This is a genomic window from Pseudoalteromonas luteoviolacea NCIMB 1944 (assembly GCF_001625565.1).
GTDB classification, from domain to species: domain Bacteria; phylum Pseudomonadota; class Gammaproteobacteria; order Enterobacterales; family Alteromonadaceae; genus Pseudoalteromonas; species Pseudoalteromonas luteoviolacea_F.
Genome location: NZ_AUXS01000013.1, coordinates 171,222 through 193,212, shown reverse-complemented (window position 1 = coordinate 193,212; position 21,991 = coordinate 171,222). Strand labels below are relative to the sequence as shown.

The following is a 21,991-nucleotide window of genomic DNA, read 5'->3' as shown; positions in this document are numbered from 1 at the left end:
CTAGGTAAGATAAAATTACAACATAATATTTACATTTTGCTATGCAGTATGTAGTGATCTTCTATCTGTTCAACGAGTGCTTTCATATCCGTTGTCTTTTGCAATATCGACAGGTGATCACCTGTGATTTCCAGCGTATCTAAATTCGCCACCACGCGCTGCCAGCCCATGTCCAATTTCACTGCTCGCCCCTCAAATTCAGTGGTGTTTTCGGCTTTGATTACTGTGACTTTTGTATTTGTCAGTGGCTTATCAATCGCCACATCTGCCAGTACTTGCGCTTTGTAAACTTGATAAAAATTGTTTAACTGCTGCACTGATATCTGCACATCTTTTTGTGCGAGCCACTCTGACAAAATCGCTAACTTTGCCATTCCAGCCATTTGAATATAGTGCTCAATTTCATTTTGTCGCGGCGAAATACAGAAAAAAGTACACAAGTCTTGCAACATAAATTTATCAATTTGCTGCGCATCCACAGCTGGTGTGGCATTGCTTGGCCGTGGTGTATCTAAAATTGTCAGGGAATCACAGGTAAAACCGCTGCTTTGTGATAATAGAGCCAATTCGTAACCAATAAATGCGCCAAATGAATGTGCAACAATATGCGCATGAGTAAACTCTGTTTGGTTCTGCAGCGCTTGTAAATAGTGTTTGGCGGTCAAGTGAATATTGCCAATCAGTTCAGGGTTATCGGCAATAGCATCAGGTTGTAAACCATACACAGGTATGCGTTTGTCTAGCATGTTCACCAGTTTGACGAACGACATTAACAAACCACCAGCACCCGCAATAACAACGAGCGGTGTGAATCCGATTTCACCGTGTTGCAGGCACATCAACGTATTTGGCATACCGCTTTGCTGCGACTGAGAAGACAGCTGTGAGTCAATATAACTCGCCAGTTTTCTCACTGAGCTATGTTGCATTATCGCCGCGATTGGTACATTTAAGTGTAGTTGAGATTGAATTTCAGCGACCAACTGCATGATCAGCAGAGAGTGACCTCCAAGGGCAAAGAAATCATCATCCAAGCCCACTGTGTCTACTTTGAGTAACAGGCCAAATTGTGCTGCAATGCGTTTTTCGAGTGTGCTTTGTGGTGCTTCTACTGCATTAGTGTGAAGAGACAACGCTTGTGCTCGCACAGTCAAAGCTCGACGATCTAACTTTCCACTCGCGGTGTGCGGTAACGCGTCAATCGGCTCGATGATATTAGGCACCATATAACTGGGTAACTTAATACTAAGCTGCGAAGTAACCTGTGACATATCTTGGCATGTGGATAGCCTTTCAACAAAAGCGACCAACTGCTCATTGCCACTGCCATCTTGGCGCACCACGACGGCACAACTTGCGATGCCGTCAATTGTCATAAGTTGGCTTTCGATGTCAGCGAGCTCAATACGATAGCCGCGCACCTTAACTTGACCATCACGACGACCTAAAAAGACCACTTCGCCACGCGTATTGACTTTCACCAGATCGCCCGTTTTATAGAGCCTTAATCCGGATACTGGGTGGCAAATAAACGCTTTAGCGGTTTTTTGCTCATCGCCCAAGTACCCTCTCGCTAGACCGACACCACTAATGTAAAGCTCCCCTACCACATAGTCAGGTACCGCTCTGAGTTGAGCATCCAATACATGTAGTTGCAATCCTGCCACAGGCCGCCCAATCGCAATATCACCATCTTGCCATTGGGTAACTTCTTGCAAGGTGGCAGATATAGTTGTCTCCGTTGGTCCATAGGCGTTTATCAACCGTATACTTGGGCTCTGGTGCTGCTGCCAAGCTTTAAGCGCAGCCAACTGCATTTGCTCGCCGCCAATGGTGATGAGTCGCAAGCCTGGGTTAAATTGCAGTGGGGCCGCACATAATTGATGCCAGTAGGCAGTCGGTAAACTCATTAAACTGATATCAGCCTCATGAGTTAACTGACAAAGCCTTTGGGTATCGAGCAATTGGGACTGTTCACTGATCACCAAGGTGGCACCATTGAGCAACGTACAAAAAACCTCTTCAGCAAATACATCAAAGCTAAAGCTGGCAAACTGGAGGTAATTGTCTTGCGGCGCAATACCGTACTGCGCAGACAAAGAGTTTACGTAATTTAAAATACTACGCTGTTCAACCATCACCCCTTTTGGCACCCCTGTTGTGCCCGAGGTATAAATCACATAGCCCAAGTCTGCACTTGAGATCTCTCGCTCTACTGGCAGATCAGAATAACTCGTGAGTAAATTATTTAATTCACCGAGCAAGTATGTTGAACAAGGTACATTTTCAGCTTGCCAAATCACCTGATCAGCCAAAACCAAGGAGGCTTTGCACGACTCGACAATCTGCTGTTTTCGCTGTTGAGGAAGGCCCGAAGTCATCGGCACATAGGCCGCCCCCGCTTTTAATACGCCCAAAATTGCCACTATCAACGAAGGGCTCGGCACGAGACAAAGGCCCACAATGGGTTGCTCTGAATGATGCCCAAATTGCTCGACAAGCCAGTGGGCAAGCTGGTTAGAGCGTTTATCCAATTCTCGATAACTCAGCGTACTACCAAAGGGCTCTTGCTTGTCGGCAAAATATGTAATAGCTGTTTCATCGCCATATGCCACAGCCGCTTGTGCAAATGCAGCAGGTAGTGTTTGCTCTCGTGCACCTTGATGTGAGGTGTTTGAGGCGGGCTCGAATGGACCCGAATTTAGCTCAAATGTAGCAAAAGCGGTGTTGCCTTGAGGCGTCAGACAATGTGCCAACTCCTTCAGTTTACGCTGTGGGTTTGCACAGACTTGTGTCAGCAAGTGGCTGAGCATCGCAACAAATTGCGCGCCGTGACGCCGCGTAAGCAAGCTACTTTGATAACACAAAGTCAGCGACAACTGCTGCTCACCGCCAACAACTAAGGTCAGCGGGTAGTGTGTTTGATCCCGGTAGTCACTACCAATGATGTCAAAAGGTAGATCCGGCCCTTGCGTCAATGGCGAGGTCGGATAGTTTTCAAACACATAAAGTACATCAAAAAGGTCTTGGCTATTGTCAATGCGACTCCAGCGGTGCACGTCACTCAAACTGGTATGAGGGTGTTCACTTAAAGCAGTCACGTTCTCTTTAAACTGCTGTAAAAAAGTCGCCACACTCATGTGCATGTCTACCTCGGTGTAGACCACTTGAGTGTTGATGTATGGGCCGACTCTATCCGCCATATTGTTCAATTGGGCAGGACGCCCTGCAATGGTCTGCCCAAACATCACATCCTTTCGACCACAACAAACACTCAGCCAATATGCAAACACACCTTGGATCATATGATTAGATGTCAGACCCAATTCGGCCGCGCTCTGTCCAATGGCGTTACACAGCGACTCACTGAGCACTTCATGCTGTTCGATATACTCTGTGGTAGACGTTGTCCCCGAGTTTAAATGCTCGCTGATTAACATTGGCGTATCAAGCTCAGCTAGATAGCTTTGCCAAAAGCGCGTTTCTTTTTGTATGTCGCGCGCCTGTATATAACCAATAAAGTCGGCAAAATTATCCTGTTGAGTGGTAGCGCTATACCCTGCGATCCGCGCCCGATAAAAACGTAAAATCTCGCTAAATAAAACCGGTAAAGACCACCCATCCATGATCATATGGTGATAAGTCCAAATAAACCCAACGCGCTGCGCCGACATGGGCACGAGTTGCACCCGCATGCTATGACCACCATCTAAGATGGGTCCTTGGTCATACGCTTGACGCGCCTTCACCTTCATATATTCAGCCTGCGCGTCTACTGCGATTCCTTCACACGGTACAATTTCAATGGGTAGTTCACTTTCACGCAATACAACTTGAACTGGCTGACCATCAACCATCTCAAAGCGACTGCGCAAAATACTGTGTTGTTTGATAACCTGTTGCCAAGCATACACAAATGCCTCGCAATCAAATTCTCCGGCAAAGGTAAAACAACACTGTTCAAGGTAGGGGCGTGCTGAGTCATCAGTGGCTTTGGCCAATTGAGTCTGAAACCACATGCCCTGCTGCAATGGGCTCAATGGGTAGATATCCTCCACCGAATCAATCGGATATTTCGCAATCAACTGATTGAGTTTTCTCTCAGAGCACGCGGGCAATAAACTGAAGTCACTCTGGGTATAATGGCGTACTTGCTGTTGCGTACAGTGTAAAGCCACCGTATCAATGGCACGGTGCAGCTGCTGAACAAATGCGTCTGCTGCCTCTGGCGACACCCTTTGTGTATCAAACTCAAATTGAATGGATAAACATGCATTCTGAATGGCAGAGGTCATTTGCATGGCATAAAAACAGTGATTGTTTGCACTTATCAATGTCCCTGATGACTCTGCGGCATCACAGATCACACCGCCTGTTTGGATCACACTGTCAAGCTGACCAAGGTAGTTGAAAAATATCAGCCCGTTGGTGTCTAGATGCAGTGCCTCGCGTACCGCAGGATCAGGATGAAAATAGCGTAAAGCGCCAAAATCACTGGCCTTATCTTGGGTTGCAGCCAGTGTTTCTTTGACTTTGCATATCATATCGCTGAGTGCACTCGAATTGACATACAAATGCAGCGGATACATAGCTGTCATCCAACCTAGCGTTTGACTGCTATCAATGCTGTTTTGCGATATATCACGGCCATGTCCTTCCATCATGATCACATGTGATTGCGCACCATACAACTGATTAACTGTTAAGTGCAGTGCTGACAGCAATAGCACTTGAATATTGGTGCCGTAAGGCTGATTTGCGTGGGTCAGCAAGGCTTGAGTCATCGAACTAGACAGCTTCAATTGCTGTTTACCCAAGATGTATTGTTTTGCTATTGGCGTATCTATCTCAAATAGCGTCTGCGCTCGCGCCGCTTGCACGGCAAACTGCCAATCAGTACTGTTTGCTACGTACTTAGCATGATCTACAAATGCCTCGGCTACCTGTTGAAGACTAACGGGCGGACAAGGCAACATGATTGTTTGTCCATTACTACTCGCCAAAAGCCCCTGAGATAAATCTTCCAGTAAAATACGCCATGACACACCATCAATTAACAAGTGGTGTGCAATGATACACAAGCGATTTTGGTCGCTGTGGAGCCCACTTCTAACAAATAGGAAGCGAATTAATGGTTCACCGTTAAAACATAAACTCTGCTGATACTGCTCACATAAACGCTGCAATTCACCTTGCCAATGGGAAGCATTACTTAAATCCGACACGTGCAATAAGGAAGCCGCTGATACATGCTCACTAAAATACATGGTCTCACTACGAGGGTGATCCACAACTAACCTCAAGCTATCATGGCGTGAAATTAAAGCCGTGATAACTGCACTTAATTGGCTTGCTTCAATGCCTTTGTCTAACCCCAACATCACAGCTTGGTTCCAATGGGTCGGCTCTTCAAACTGCTGCTCAAAAAACCACTGCTGTGCAGGCAGCAAGATGGCTGTTCCACAACTGGCCACATAGTTTGATTGAACATCATTTAATGTTTGGCTCTGACCAATATGGGCGCTCAATTGCGCCACACTGGGATAAGTGAATACATCTGAAACAGCCAGTTCAACCCCCTGAGCTCGGGCCCGGGTGGCAATCTGAATACTGAGGATAGAATCTCCACCCATAGCAAAGAAGTCATCTTCCAAACCGAGTGTGGGGCGTTTGAGTAGTTCCCGGTAGATACTAAGCAGAATATCGCTATGCGCTGAAGCTGTAGTTTGCTTCTGAGAAGCAGCTGGCAAAGTGGCCATCTTGCCAACTCGGGCGCGCAGTGCGCCTTTATCAAGTTTGCCGTGGGAAGTCAGCGGCATATTAGCCAGCAGTACGTATTCACTGGGCAGCATGTGTGCTGGCAACACCTGTCTCAACCGAGTTTCTAACTCGGTGGTCAAAGCTCGCTCTTGCAATTGGCCCGTTTGCGTCACAAATGCGATAAGTCGAGGTCGGGCACCGTCATCATCACACAGCATTACCGTCGCCTGCTCTATGCTTGGCAATTTACTGAGCTGTGCCGTGATCTCATCGAGCTCGATACGGTAACCGCGTAACTTCACTTGGTCATCATTGCGCCCAACATAAGCAATACGCCCACAGGCAAGCTGTCGAACTAGATCACCACTGCGATAAACACGCAACGTCTCACCATTGGGCGCAGTCCACAGTTCAAAACGTTCATCCGTTAAGTCCTGACGATTTAGATAGCCACTCGCTAGACTGGCGCCTGCTATATATAGCTCACCAATGGCCCCTGCTGGCTGTTGTTGTTGCTGTTCATTGAGGATCAACAATTGCGTGTTATCAATCGGCAGGCCTATATCTGGCACATCTAAACTGGGGTCAACTATCCCTGATGTCGTTACTACGGCACTTTCGGTAGGGCCATAATTATTGACGAGGTTAAAACCGTATCGAGTCATATCAACTTGGCCCAGTTTATCGCCACCGACCAGCAAATAACGCAAGGTTTTAGGTGAAAACTCGTGGTCCGCCATCACAGCTTGTGCTACTGGGGTCGCCAAAAAGCTATGTGTTACGCCGTACTCATCCATAGTTTGAGTCATCAAGCGTGCGTCACTGTAGTTTGCTTTTGCTACGAACAACAAGGTCGCGCCCGATACCAGATAGGGCCACACCTCCCAAGCTGCAGCGTCAAACGCGACACTGGCTGTCTGTGTCGAGACCGATTGTGCGTTCACCATAAAGGTGCGCTGATGCCACTGGCACAGGTTCATCAAACCTCGATGTTTATTCATCACCCCTTTAGGCCGACCAGTTGTGCCAGAGGTGTAAATCACATAGGCAAGTTGCTCTGCATTAGTTGGCAGTGGTCGCGACGCGCATTCTTTAAAAGCGTCTAAATTCAAAGCATCTAAATTGATAAGCGCCTTTGTTTCAATACCAGAACGCTCCAACAGTTCGGAACATTCGGAATTTGTAAGTACAAACTTACATCGACTATCCTGAGCAATGTAACGGAGTCGTTCTAAGGGGTACTCTGGGTCAACAGGTACATAGCAAGCTTCAGCTCTCATCACTGCCAACATCGCCTTGACCCACATACTACCTGCTGGTAAGCACACCATAACTCGCTCTTGTGTTTGCAGCCCAGCAGCCACTAAATAAGCTGCCAACTGATCTGCAAAACACAGTAATTCACCATAGCTCGTGCTACTGCCTTGTGGGTCAATTAACGCGACTTTGTCGGCCAATTGAGAATTTTGATGCGCCCAAAGTGGCGTTAAAATACAAGGTGAATTGATTGCATGGTTCTCTCCACAAAGCATATGCTCGCGCCAGCGTTCATGCGCCACTAAAGGAATATCAACAACAGGCTGCGTGATGTCTGTCACTGCCGACTGCACGAAAGTCGTAAACGCATCAGCTAAGTTTTTTATGCTACTGAGATTGAATAGCTCGGAATCAAATACCCAATTCAATCGGATCCCATCAAGCTGTTCGCTGCATGTCAGTTCTAATTCAAACTTCGCGTGCGTTTGCGGCTGGTCAAGTGAACAGACCTCAAGTCCATCCAACAATAACTGACTGTCCTCTTTGGGGTCAAAAGCGAAACTAATTTGAAACAGGCTGTGGTGACTTAAATCTTTACGTTGCTCACACAATTCCACGATTTGCTCAAATGGTAACGATTGATGAGTGTGAACCGCTAATATGTGCGCTTTTTGTTGCACCAGCACATCGTGTAAAGACATTTTCTCAGTAAACTGGGTGCGGATAGGCAGAACATTAATGAAAAAGCCAACGATATGCTTCAGCTGTGCATTCTCGCGGCCAGAAAACGGCGAACCAATAACCACATCAGAAACCTGGCTAATACGCGCAACACACAAAGAGAATAACGTGTGCAACCACATAAAGTGGCTTATTCCCAATGATTGGCACTGGGCAGTTATCTGTTGGCACAGCGATGTGTCAAAATAACTCTCATATTGAGCACCCAGCTGCAATGATTGGCTGTTTCTTGCCCCATCGAGTGCCAAGCTATGAACTTTAGGAGCCCCAGCCAAATGCGCTTGCCAAAACTCTCTATGTGACTCACCAGCGAGACCTTGCAAATGCGCTCTTTGCCAAGCCGCATAATCCAAGTATGTAAGCACAGCTTCGTTTTCCATGCTGACAGCCAGCTTACTTCCTCCTCGTGCCTGTTGATATGCTTGGGCAAGATCTAAAACAAGGCGGCGTAAAGACTGTGCATCACAGGCTATGTGGTGCAAATTAATACGCAACTTATATTGAGTAGGTGCTATTTTCAGTAGCAACACCCTAAGCATCAGATCTTGCTCTAAATTAAAAGCACATTGACTATCATCACGCTGCAATTTCAGCCAAGCCACCTCAATTTGCTGTGGTGTTTGGCCACTAACATCACGCACACTCACCGGGCTTTTGCTGCATGGCTGAACGGCCTGCCTCGGTACGCCGGCTTGGTCCACAATCAGTACGGTTCTTAATATAGGGTGTTGCTCTAATACCTGTCGCCAGGCCTGCTCAAAAGCGGGAATATCCAATTCACCTTGCAGTGAGAATGACATAGGCACATGATATAAAGCGTGGTTATGTGACCTTCCTTGCAAGCTATCTAACGCCCATAGACGTTGCTGCGCAAAAGATAAAGGCCCGGTTGTTTGATGTGTAGGCGATATTGTTATCTCAGCTTTGTGAGACGACAATGACTTTTCGTTGACCGAATTGGCCAGAGCTTTGACACTCGGATATTGAAAAATATCGCTCAGTGATACATCCAGTGCATACTGTGACTGCAAACAATGGCTCAACTCAACGGCAAGCAAAGAGTGACCACCTAAGGTGAAAAAGTCATCGTGTAACCCGATAGTTTGCGGGCATTGCAACACTGATTTGAAAGCCGCTGCGACTTGACATTGCACTTCAGTAACTGGCACCTCAAATTCAACTTTGCTGCCTTCCCATTGATGCTGCGCTCGCAATGCTTTTTTATCCACCTTGCCATTGGCTGTCAGTGGAATACTCGGTAACGACGACAAGGTCGTCGGCAGCATAAAATCAGGTAGCGTCTCTTTTAGAAAAGCAGTTAACTCAGACCTTAAATCAATAAACTCAGCACCTTGATGTTCGGTAATAAATGCTGCGATATAAGCGCCTTGCACAGGGTGCTGATTAAGTATTACTACCACCTCATCAACCCACGGGTGCAACCTCAGCTGATTTTCTATTTCCCCTAACTCAATACGATAACCTCTGACTTTTACTTGATCGTCTATTCGACCAATGTACGTCATTTCACCGTTTGGCGATAAGCGTACTAAATCTCCCGAACGGTAGAGTCGCTCGTTGTGCCCTGCGGCTAGACTCAGCTCAGAAAATCTCGCCTGATTCAGCTCTGGACGTTGCCAATAACCTCGTGCAACTCCTTCTCCACCAACATATAGCTCGCCAACAGCCCCCTGAGGCAAGAGTCGCTGTTTATCATCTAATACATAGCAGGATGTGGTGTAAATTGGCTGACCAATATTGCTTTGTCCAAGTGTTAGGTCATCGTCACTTAATCGCTTAAAAGTCACATGTACTGTGGTTTCGGTGATCCCATACATGTTGATCAACTGGCAACTAGGTAACAGTGTACGCCACGGTCTAATTTTACTTGGTTGTAGTGCCTCACCACCAAAAATGACATAGCGAACTGCCGCTGTCTGACCTGTTTTACCCAGCATTCTTTGCATACAACTTTGCAGTACATAAAACGCACTTGGGGTTTGATTTAAAACACTGACTTGTTCTTTTAACAATAGCTGAGCAAACGCTTGGGTATCTTTAGCTGTTGCCTTATCTACCACCACCAGCTTTGCGCCAAACAGCAGTGCGCCATACATTTCCCACACAGAAAAATCAAAGCAAAAAGAGTGAAACAAGCTCCATACATCTTGTTCATTGAAATCAAATAAACTAGGTTCTGTGAACAGCAAGCGAACCACGTGACGGTGCTCTATTTGCACCCCTTTTGGCTTACCTGTTGTGCCAGAGGTATAAATGACATACGCAAGTTGCTCAGGCTTAATTACCGGTGCGTCGAAGCGACAGTTTAAATATTCAGCAATCGCATCTTCAACGACTACACATGTTACGTCGACTTGGGAAAACTGCACAGCAGTATGCCTGTCACACAGTAATAACTCGCTGCCTACATCGGTCAAGATGTAATCAATTCTCTCTTGAGGGTAACTGGGGTCAATCGGCACATAGGCCCCACCCACTTTTAAAATGGCAAGTAAAGCGATCACCATCTCATTGCTGCGTACCATACTCACAGGCAGTAGCTGCTGAGACTGCACACCTTGCGCTACTATGGCACTGGCAAGGGCGTTAACTCGCAGACCAAGTTCACTATAAGTGAGAGCATGCTTGCCGTCGGTAATGGCAATGCGCTCTGAACAGCGCATAACTTGATCATCAAAAAGTGACACTATGCTGTGATCTTGTGGCCAACTCACCTCATGACATTGCGTCTGAGACAATAACTTTTGTATATGTTGCGTGTCTAGCAGTGGCAGCGATCCGACAGCCATAGTCGGATTGTGCAAAATAGCCTCTAACATCACAGCAAAGCTGTTCGCCCAATTTTGAATGGTCTCAAAGTGGAATAAATCGCTGTCATACTTCCAATTTAAGCACAGCACTTGGCCATCTAACTGGGCATGTAGCTCCAAGTCGCACTTTACTGCAATAGACTGTGCATTACTTTCTTTGGACTCACTGACTTTAAGGCCGTTCAGCTCAAGCGGGCTTGGCTGAGTTTGAGTCAGTGAAAACAAAATTTGTACCAGCGGATGGTGGCTCAAATCTCGGCTTTGACCGAGCTGTTCTACCAATTTGTCAAAGGGCAGAGCCCGATACTCTAGCGAAGCCAAATTTCGCGCTTTTTGCTCGGCAAACCACTGCTCACATGACAGTTCACTGTCAATTTTAGCGTGCATCACCAGAGTATTAACGAACATCCCTATAAGGTGCTCAAACTCCGGATGATCGCGCCCTAATACAGGTGTGCCAACAACCACGTTTGACTGCTGATTTATGCGCGCAACAAACAGCATAAAGCTGCTTATCAGCCACATAAACAACGAACTTTGCTGCGCCGCTGACTCGGCGATAATTCGCTGACTCAATGACTCGGGCAAATGCTGAATATACCTCGCCCCGCGATCAGTTTGTATCGCTTGCCTCGGCTTATCACTTGGCAAAGATTGCAGCGGCTCTAGTCCAGCTAACTGCGATTTGAAGTAGTTGATATGCGGGATAAAGTGATTGTCACTTAAATGTGTTTGTTGCCACGCAGCATAGTCGAGGTATTGCCGTTCAAGGGTCGGTAACTCAGGTGATGCATTGCTTACATTGGCATTGTAGATGGCTGCAATTTCTGCGACTAAATTAGCCATAGAGGCACCATCGGAGACAATATGATGCATATTAAAAAAAAGTGTGTGCTGCTGCGCATCAGACACCACCAAAACTCGGATCAAACAGTCTTTATCGAGCTTAAATGGTCGCTCACAAAACGCCTTTATATGTGCATCTATGTGGCCCTCTTTGTCTGACGCAGTGAGGTGCTCCATGTCCACATATTCGAGCGGAACACTATCCGTATCTTGGATAACAAGATAGGGTTTACCATTGGATTCAGGCCCTGCAACAAAGCGGCAACGTAAGATCTCATGTCGCTGTATTACTGACTCAATGGCGTTTTTCATCGCATCTATATTGAGCATACCAGTTAAGCAAAAAGAGGCGGGCATATAGTACTGTCGGCCACCTTGAAGCTGCTCAATAAACCACAACCCCTCTTGGGCAAAACTGAGTGGCAAGCGTCCTCTGCGATCCGCCAGCGGGATCTGTTCAGGCGCTATGACTGCGTCTTTTTGTGCTTGTTTCTGAAAATACGCAACTAAATTGGCTTTATTAGCAACCACCTTGGCTTTTAATTGTTCGGGAAACCCCTGCTGTTGACGAAACGCTAACTTGCCATCTTTTTCATACAAGGTGACGCCTGCATCCAGCGCTTGTGTGATCAAATCTTCTATCTCTTGTAGCTGAGCGTTTATCACAGGAACATCTCCTCTGACGAATCACTTTCGTTATCAGTACGTTGAGTTTGCTCATAAGCAGTATGGATCCTGACCCACTTGGTCAAAGCGGCAATGGTCGGCCGTTCAAACAAGACTTGCATCGGCATAGCAATATTCAACTGCTCCTGCATTAAACCGACACATTGTGCGGCTAATAGTGAATGACCACCAAGGGTGAAAAAGTTATCTGTGATGCCAAATGTTTCAACGTTCAATACTTGAGCAAATATTGTATGTAACGCGCTTTCCAACTCAGTGCTCGGTGCGATAATGCTTTGCGTTTCAAGACATTGTTGCGCCCACGCATGCAGTCGCGCAACATCAAGCTTGCCATTGCCTGTCAAAGGTAAATGGGGCACTTGAATAAATCGATGGGGCAACATATACGCAGGTAACTGTAATGCGAGCCCTTCGCTATAGGTCATGCTGCAAACTTCATCCAGTAATTGTGGTTGTTGCTCCACGTCATTTGGCATGCTTTCAAGAACCACATAGGCTTCTAAATTATCCCTTTTATCGTTGAGTAATACCCGTGCTTCTCGCACCCCTTTTTGTTGTTTTAAGTGATGGGAAATCTCGCTCAATTCAATTCGATAACCACGCAGCTTTACTTGTTCATCAACACGTCCACAAAAGATAAGCTGCAAACTCTGAGATGCGGCTTCCCACTGCCACTTCGCTTTGTCTCCTGTGCGATAAAAGCGCTCTTCTCGATTTGAGGTAGCGAGCGTTAAATTGACAAACTTGTCTTGATTGAGTTGTGACTGTCCCAAATACCCTGCCGTCACACCCTTTCCTGAAACATATAATTCTCCTAGCACACCAACTGGCACTGGTTGATGAAATTCATCGAGCACCACACAGTGACTGTATGGCATGCCTTGCCCAATGGGCACGTCATGTACTAAGGCTGCTCTCAACTGCGCAATAGTTTTACTGTTGCATCGATAAATACTCGTGCCAACGGTCGCCTCTGTCGGACCGTATTCATTTACCCATTGCACCTCAGGCAGAAAAGTATCTAGCTCGCTCAGCAAACTACACGGGAGTACCTCTCCACCCACAATAACGTGGTGCTGGGCATTGAACTGGCGTTTAAGTGACAGCCGCTTGGCCACTTCCAACGCACCTTGAAGATGCGCTGGGGTTACTTTGAATAGACAAGACTCTTGACCAAACAGGCGCTTTGCCAATTCAACCAACATGGTATCGTTGTCTTCAAGCAACTCGACCCCTAGCCCAGCGAGCAGTCCTCCCCACAGGGATGTCACCGTCGCATCAAAAGCAACCGGAGTACTGACGACAGCGCGGTTCAATGCGCCATTGGTATACTCACGAATAGCGTAAGATAAATAGTAATGTAGGTTTTGGTGACTGATCTGCACACCTTTAGGCTGCCCTGTTGTACCCGAGGTATAAATTACGTAGGCCAATGCATCAACATCAGGACTAGGTAACCCCTCTTGACTGGCCGTTTCAGGCCAACTTGCACTGTCACTCACTGAGAACAAAGTTAATGGAGACTGTGCAACCGAGTCCGACAAATTGGCCAATTCACGCACTAAACCATCACTGGTGATAAGCCCTGACGCCCCGCTGTCTTGCATAATGTATTGCATCCGTGCGGCGGGGAGTTTTGGGTCCACCGGTACATATGCGCAACCAGCTCTAAGCACAGCCAATAGCGTCACAGTCATATCCACATTCGGAGGTAAACAAACAGCTAATTTATCGCCCGCTGTGATGCCATTCTCTAGCAAGTGATGCGCAAAACATCCTGCTCGCTGCCATAGCGCACCATAGTTGAGAGACTGACCATATGCGTCGGTTACTGCAATACGGTCTTTGTGCATATAAGCCACATTTTCAAAACGCTCATGTAAACACACGGGCACATCATATTCACACGCCGCCTCAGGCTTTTTCGTCAGCTTATGTTTTTGATCTTCAGTTAAAATTGCCAAGCGGCCAACTGGCTGATCTGAGCTCGACAGCGCCGCATTCACCAACACGGTATATGCCTCAGCCATTGACTTAATGGTATGCTCTGTAAATAACGCACTACTGTAGCGCCATTCAATCTCAATCTCTTTGCCTTGCTCCGTGGCATTCACCTCTAAGTCAAACTTCATATTAGGCGCATCATCGCACTCTTCCTCAATATGTAGGTCCGGAAGCGCCATATCCACAACATCGTTATTTTGCAGCGCAAATAAAATCTGAAACAGCGGTTGATGACTTAAACTTCGCTGTGGTTTGAGCGCCTCAACAACTTGCTCAAAAGGCAGTGATTGGTGAGCAAAGGCGTCCAGGATCACCTTTTTTTGCTGCGCTAGCCACTGATTAAACGTTAACCTGTGATCTGCCTGCGCGCGAATAACAACTGTATTGACAAAAAAACCGATTAAATCACTGAGCTGGCGCTGGTCGCGGCCTGCCACGGGCGAGCCAATTGCCACGTCATTTACGCCACTGTAGCGCATTACCAAAAGAGCAAATACGCTATGTAACCACATAAATAAAGTCACCGACTCATTTTGACAGTGTGCTTTAATTGCTTGAGTGGTCGCTGTATCGAGTCTCAACGTCAACTGCTTACCCGCCAATTGCTGAACCTTAGGGCGAGCGAAATCTAACGGCAACTGATGTAAAGTCGGGCTATCTGTTAATTGAGATTGCCAGTAGTTAATTGCCGCTTGCTGTTTTTGTGGTGTGTAAAACCCTCTTTGCCAGTGAGCAAAATCGGCATATTGCACCGCGAGAGGCTGGGTCAAATGGTGCTCAAGTGCAAACTTATCTTCACCACTGTGATGGCGATAAAATGCGATAATTTCATTTACTAATACCGCCATAGACCAACCATCACTGGCAATATGGTGCATATTAAAATGCACCCAATACGCCCTTTGAGCCCGTTTCACCACAACCACACGAAGCATGACATCCTGACTCAAATCAAAAGGTTTTTGGCATAACGTCGCTTTGATATGAACTTCTCGCTGTTGCTGCTCTGAAGGGTCCAGTGCTGAGATATCTTCCACTATCAACGGTACTTCTACATGATCTCTGACTAGTTGCTCTGGTGATTCTCCACTGGCGCCTGGCAATACAATAGTCCGTAGTACTTCATGGCGTTGAATTACGCTCCTCAAGGCAGCCCCAAACGCCGTCAGGTCTAAATCTCCTGTAAAAGTAAAGCTGGCGGGCATATGATATTGCGCACTGCCGCTTTGCAATTGATCGATAAGCCACAACCGCTGCTGAGAAAAAGACAAAGGCAGTGTTTTTGTGCGTGAAACAACTGGTATGTCATCGTCCACTGTGAGCCTTTCAAATTTCGGCAATGCCGCTGCAAGCGCAGCTATACTCGGGGTTTTAAATAATTGAGGTAAGGTAATATCCAGCTGCATTTGTTGGCGAATTTGGCTAATTAGTTTGATGGCCAATAAGGAATGGCCGCCAAGTTCAAAAAAGCTATCTTCTAACCCTATTTGAGTCGCTGGTAAGATTTGCTGATAGAGTACAAGTAGCGCTTGCTGCGAAGGCGTTAATTGTAATTGTTGTGTACTTGAAGCTGTATCAACGTCCTTATTTTGTTGCGATTCAAATTCAAGCGCTGCCATTAATGCCGCTTTATCAACTTTGCCATTTCGCGTTAATGGCATCACAGTAACTACATTAAATACGGCGGGCAGCATATACCCGGGGAGGTGCTCTGAAAGCTGATGCCGTAATTGTCGCTCTGACATACTTGGCGTATCTTGCCACATGATATGTGCCGCTAAAGTTTGCGTAGCATCATCTACCGTCAGCACACAATCGGCTATCCCTTCAATATCTAAAATAATGTCCGCAATAGCCTCTAAATCAATGCGATACCCTCGCAATTTAATTTGCTCATCGGCACGTCCTAGGTAGCGCAGATAAGCAGGCTCTTGGCACGCATCTAGCCGCCATTTCACCCGATCTCCAGAGCGATATACGGGCTGAGGATGGGCCCGTATAATCTCTCGCCTTGAAAACTTGCTGGCCGTTAGCTCTGGCTGATTTAAATAGCCTGTGCTCACCATATTGCCTGCTATCAACAATTCTCCGGGCATATTGCGCGCTGCAGGTTGCTCAAATTCATCAACCACCAGCATAGTTACACCATCAAGTGGTAAACCGATTGGTACATCAGGAGTTTCAGACAGCACGTCTGTAGGCATGCTTGGTGGGATCTCAAAAACACTGACTCCCACAGTAGTTTCTGTAGGGCCATACTCATTCACTATATGGATGTTAGGCAACTTCCCTTTCAGCTTAACCACCACATCTGAACTAAGTGCCTCACCACCGACAATTAATCGGTGACCCGTTTCACAAATTGCCGCATCACTCGTCAGTGTTAATACAGCTCGCAAATGAGCGGGGGTTAGCTTAAATAAAGTGGCCCTAGGTGACCACAGCTTATCTATTAATGTCGTGATCAGAGTCGCTCCTTGCGACAAAATACTTAATTCGCCGCCACTGACAAGCGTTGGGACGATGGCCGTGACCGTTGCGTCAAAAGCCATTGGAGTGCTCATAACACATGTGAGAGGCTCCATTGTTGCGTAGTTACGTATGGCATGATGTAGATAGCCATGCAAATTACCGTGACTAATGGGTACGCCTTTGGGCTGCCCTGTCGATCCTGAGGTATAGATGATGTAACAACACTGTGTCGCTATTGGTTCTTCACATGGAGGTAAATCCGCCTCGCTTGGTGCGCTACTTGGGTAGGCTGAGAGTAGTGACTCTTGCTCTAGTGCATCGTCAAGCAATAAAAAGTCGCTACCCGCTTCAATGAGCCTTTCTGCATCCTCGCTGAGCGCTAAAGTCAACATCACATCGGCATCTGAAAAAATATGCTGCAAGGTTTGGGATGGCGTTTCATGGTGCAATGGCACATAAACATGATTGGCTTTAAGCACGCCTAACATGGCAATTGGTACCAAAGGTCCAGCTGGCAGCGCTAATGCAATGCGAGTTTGCGGCTCAAACGCCATTTCTAATAAACAGTGCGCCAACTGATTCGCAATTTGCTCAACTTTGGCGTAACTCCAGTTTTGCTCAGCAAAGCTGATAGCGGTGTTATTGGGAAGCTGAGCTGCTATTTTTGAAAACTGAGTCGCCCACGAAGACACCGTCGGGTCTACTAATTCAATGGGTGCAGTCGCACGAACAAATTTTTGCTGCGCATCATCATCCCATAGTGCTAATTGCGACAATGCAATACTTGGCTGCTCAATACATTGGCGCAATATGTAGAGGTATTGCTGGTGGAAAGCTTCAATACTGGCACTATCCCACAGCGCAGTATCATAAAGCCATTCAATACTGCATTGTTGCTGCCCGTCTATAATACTCACTTCCAAATCTAATTTGGCACTGCGCGGGCCTTGTGGCAGTAATTGGATATCTAACCCTTGCAGCTGTAATACTTCATTCACCTCGTTGTTGACTCGAAAAACGACTTGAGCCAGTGGATGAATCGAAAGGCTACGAGGCACATCTAGCGCTTCTACTAATACATCGAAGGGCACCATTTGATGCGCTTGCGCTTCTAAAAACTGCTCCTTACTTGCCGCCAATGCTGCGTCAAATTGCGTCTCTGGGGTGAATATGTCCCTCAATACCAGAGTATTAATAAAGTTGCCTATCAGCGGCTCAAACGCTTTTAGCTCTCTCCCTGAGACAGGTGTTGCTAAAACAATATCACGCTGCTGTTGTGCTCTGCTCATCCACAGGCTAAATGTCGTTTTGAGTACTTGGAACAATGTGCTGTTGGTGCGCTGACAAAATGAGCCTACATCCTCTCGTAATCGCCGTGGTATCTCAAAGCAGGCTAACTCACCCCCTTGAATCACATTGTTTTGTCTCGCCCTATCTGTTGGCAGTGAATGTAACTGAGGCAGATCTTTTAACTCATCGCGCCAATAATTTAAACTTTGTTGCCACAGCTCAGTTTGAGATAAACGCTGCTGCCAATCAATATAGTCAATATAGCTGTGTTCAGGTCGCTGCTCGCACTGCTCTGTTCCCCCTTGATATGCTTGGCTCAATGCCTCTGCCAATACCGCAATTGACCAGCCGTCGGAGACGATGTGGTGCATGGTGATCAGCAACACATGTTCGTTGCGGTTTAATCTCAGCAGTGCAGCTCGCAGCATTAAATCACGCCCTAAGTCAAAACTTTGCTGTGCATCTGCTCGAATAAATTTGTCGATACTCGCTTGCTGATCCTCAGTAACAAGGGTCGATATGTCCTGATAATGAAGTGAGAATTCACGAGCTATATTGTCTTTTTGATAAGCCTCGCCCTGTTCATCCTGATGAAACGTAAAGCGTAACATCGTATGGCCATGTATGACGGACCTAAACGCACATTCAAGGCGCTGGTGGTCTAGTTCACCCGCAAGTTTATAAACACCTTGCAGATTATATTGCTCGCTGTGGCCTTGCATTCGGTCAATGAACCAAATCCGCTGCTGTGCAAAAGAAAGCGGGGATTGAGTTTGATCAGGTACGTGATGCAAAGGTGCGATATCTATTGAAGTATCTTGTGCCTCAATACACATGGCCAGCTCAGCCACACTTGGGTTGGCAAAAATTTGCTTCAAACTGAGCGACACGCCGCACTGCGCTTTGATCTCATTGAGTAAGCGCATTGCAAGCAATGAATGGCCGCCAATTGCAAAGAAACTATGGTCGATACCAACACCAGTGCAACCAGTCAGTGATGCAAAAATACTGATGAGCTGATGGTGCAAAACACTCTCTGGCTGACGCGTCGGTACAGCGACCACAAGCTGTCGATGTTGAAGTTGTTTACGGTCAATTTTGCCACTACTGAGTTTTGGTAAAGAGGGTTGGTGAATTAGATACGCTGGGATCATGTATGCTGGTAAACAGGCTTTGAGCTGCTGACGAATTTGCTGTTCGCACTGAGCTAAGTCTGTTTCCATAGCATTCGTAACAAAATAGCCTACCAAAGTATTTTGTTGGGCCACTTCACGGCAAATTACCGCAGCCAACTGCACATCATCGAGAGATTGCAACTTGCTTTCAATTTCAGCAATATCTACCCTAAAACCATTAATTTTAGGTTGTTTGTCGAACCGTCCAACAAATTCAAGCTGGCCGTCAAAATTGAGCTTTACGCAGTCACCAGTCCGATAATAACGGCTCTGGCGTTCCGCATCACAGGGTAAAGATACGAAAGCCTTGGCCGTTTCTAACGGCGCATTGATATACTCATTTGCGAGACTATCTCCTGCAATATATAACTCGCCAGGCACACCTTTTGGCACTGCCTGCTGCTGTGGATCCAAAACAGCAAATTGCACATGTTTAAATGGTTTACCAATTGGGATACATAGTGTTTCGCGGTGCTCTAATACCTCATAGACACAGACACCAATACAAGCTTCCGTCGGCCCATAATGATTGAAAATCTTCGCTTCTTTATTCAAAGATTGTAGCTGTTGCGTCAATGTCCCTGTGAGTGACTCCCCGCCTAACACCCACTGAGATATTGCAGGTTTTGAAGTCTGCAACCAAGGAAGCAGCGCGTTAGCCAAAGAGGGAGTTAATTTGACCAAATTTACGTTATGTGCGACACAAGTTTGTACCAGCTGCTCGGGCTCAACGCTATCACACAGCACCACACAGCCCCCGCCAGATAACACGGGGAAGATGCCAGTCAGACCTAAGTCAGTTGCTAATCCCGTCACAACAGCCGAGCAGGTGTGTTGATCGAAATGAATACGCTCTGATACACCTGAGACATAATTAACCAGCGCATGATGCGAAATCACCACCCCCTTAGGGCTGCCTGTACTGCCTGAAGTAAACATCACATAAGCGAGATCCGAATTCAACGGCATGGCTGGCAAGCCCTGAGCGAAACTCAATTCATGCAGGGCATTGGTATCTAAAACATCTACCCCTTTATTTTTAAGAGGCTGCATATCTGGCAAGTGCTCACTGGCACACAATAACAGCTGACTGTCTGCCTGAGCCATGATCTCCGCGACCCGCGCAACTGGTGTCGCATCATCAATGGGCAAATAGGCGACCCCTGCGCGCATCGCGCCCAACATCCAAACGAAACTTTGAATACTCCTGTTCACCAACAAGGTGATTGGGGTAGAAGTTTGCTGATGTCTACTATGTAACCTCGCTGCGACGTCTTCTAGCTGCGAGATCAAGGCTGCATATGTCACCGAAGTGCGCTGTTGATCAAATGATCGACTCGGCTCGATCAAGGCCGTGTGTTCGCTGTATTCCTGGGCATTTTGATAAAGTGCATCTAATACAGTACCTGAAAATTGCTCCCTGCCATTGAGGGGGGGTACTGAAACTAGGCTTGTTGCGGTGGAGTGTAATACAACTTGACTACTCACTTGCTGTGATGAGTCACACGCTACATCGAGCAAAGCGACGTAGTCTTCACTCAGCTGTTCAATAAATCGCGGATCAAATAAGTGTTTTGCATAATCAAAACTAAACTGCACACCCTCTGCACAGTCGCTCACATTTAAAGTGAGATCAAACTTTGCGGTGTGATTATCAAGTGCAAACAGTTCACTGTTTACGGTGTCGTTGCCAACGGTGTGACCAGTAATGCCATTGTAGTTAAAAAGAATCTGAAATAATGCCGAGTGTGCGGTGGATTTCGCAATATCTAGCGCGTCGATGATCTCTTCAACGGCAACACTTTGATATTGTAATCCCTCTTTAACTAATTCGTGAGTCGCGGTTAAAACTTGTTGCAGAGATAAATGCTCAGTCAGAGTTAAACGCAATGGTAATGTATTGATGAAGCACCCTACTATCCCCTCAAACTCAGGTCGGATGCGGTTCAAAACAGGGACTCCAAGGGTGATATCTTTTGCTTGTCCATAGCGGTGTAGAAGTAGGTAAAATAACCCTAAAAAACCTGCAAATTGTGTCACGCCTAATCGCTGGCAAAGCGCGCTAAAGCGCTCAGCTTTTGGTTGTGGGATCAACACCTCAGCATGCGCACCGAGATATTCTTTGTGGACACTTCTAGGGCGGCTAGTCGGTAATTCGAATACTTCAAAGCCAGCCAGTTTTTGCTGCCAATAGTTGAGCTGTTGCTGATATTCATCACTTTGCTGGTACTTGTTTTCCCAATGGACAAAATCCAAATACTGCATGCTCATAGGCTCACTTACCAAACCCGCTAATTCGTCAACGAGAGATTGGGTAAATAGGCGAATAGACCAGCCATCAGCGACAATATGGTGCATACATACATATAGCCAGTGACCTTGTCCATGATCTACCAGTAAACGTGCTCGAACCAGTAAATCATGTTCTAAGTCAAATTGATATGCCAGCTCGTCTTGTATCAAAGATGACACAGATGCAAAATCGTCTGCCTCAGGCGCATCCTGTTGTTGTAAGGTCAGCTTGGCATCTGGGTTAACCAGCTGTACAACCTCATCTCCTTGCTGTTTAAATTGACTTCGCAGCACATCATGGCGCTGCAATACTGTATTAATTGCCAGCTCAACCTGCTCTACACTATAGGCTTTTGATAACCGCAAGAGCCCAGCCATATTGTACGCACATAAATGTGCTTCATATTGCTCGATAAACCAAATCCGTTGCTGAGATCGAGATAATTTACCTAACTTTTGATGATGCCGCTGCATGTAGGCAATAAGTGCTTGCTTGTGCTCTTTTATCAGCGCTAACTTTTGTGCCGGAATGTCACTGTGCCGACTTCTGAGCTTTAAACGCCCATCTTGTACATATAAAAAAATACCTTGGCCATCCAACTCGGCCAACAAAGTTTTAATCGCTGAATTTTCCAT

At 46.6% G+C, this 21,991-nt stretch carries 2 protein-coding genes; both read right to left on the bottom strand.

The features are described 5' to 3' along the window. Nucleotides 1-29 precede the first annotated feature (29 nt). Entirely contained in the window at nt 30-12,101 is a 12,072-nt protein-coding gene (locus tag N483_RS02705) for a non-ribosomal peptide synthetase (RefSeq protein ID WP_023400716.1), read from the bottom strand. Next, complete coding sequence (locus tag N483_RS02700; RefSeq protein WP_023400717.1) at nt 12,098-21,991, bottom strand: non-ribosomal peptide synthetase; 9,894 nt, start codon at nt 21,989-21,991, stop codon at nt 12,098-12,100. Before N483_RS02700 ends, N483_RS02705 begins: the two co-directional genes overlap by 4 nt.

Excerpts from the sequence above, each read along its gene's own strand:
- N483_RS02700 (WP_023400717.1), bottom strand. The coding sequence starts at position 21,991 with ATGGAAAATTCAGCGATTAAAACTTTGTTGGCCGAGTTGGATGGCCAA.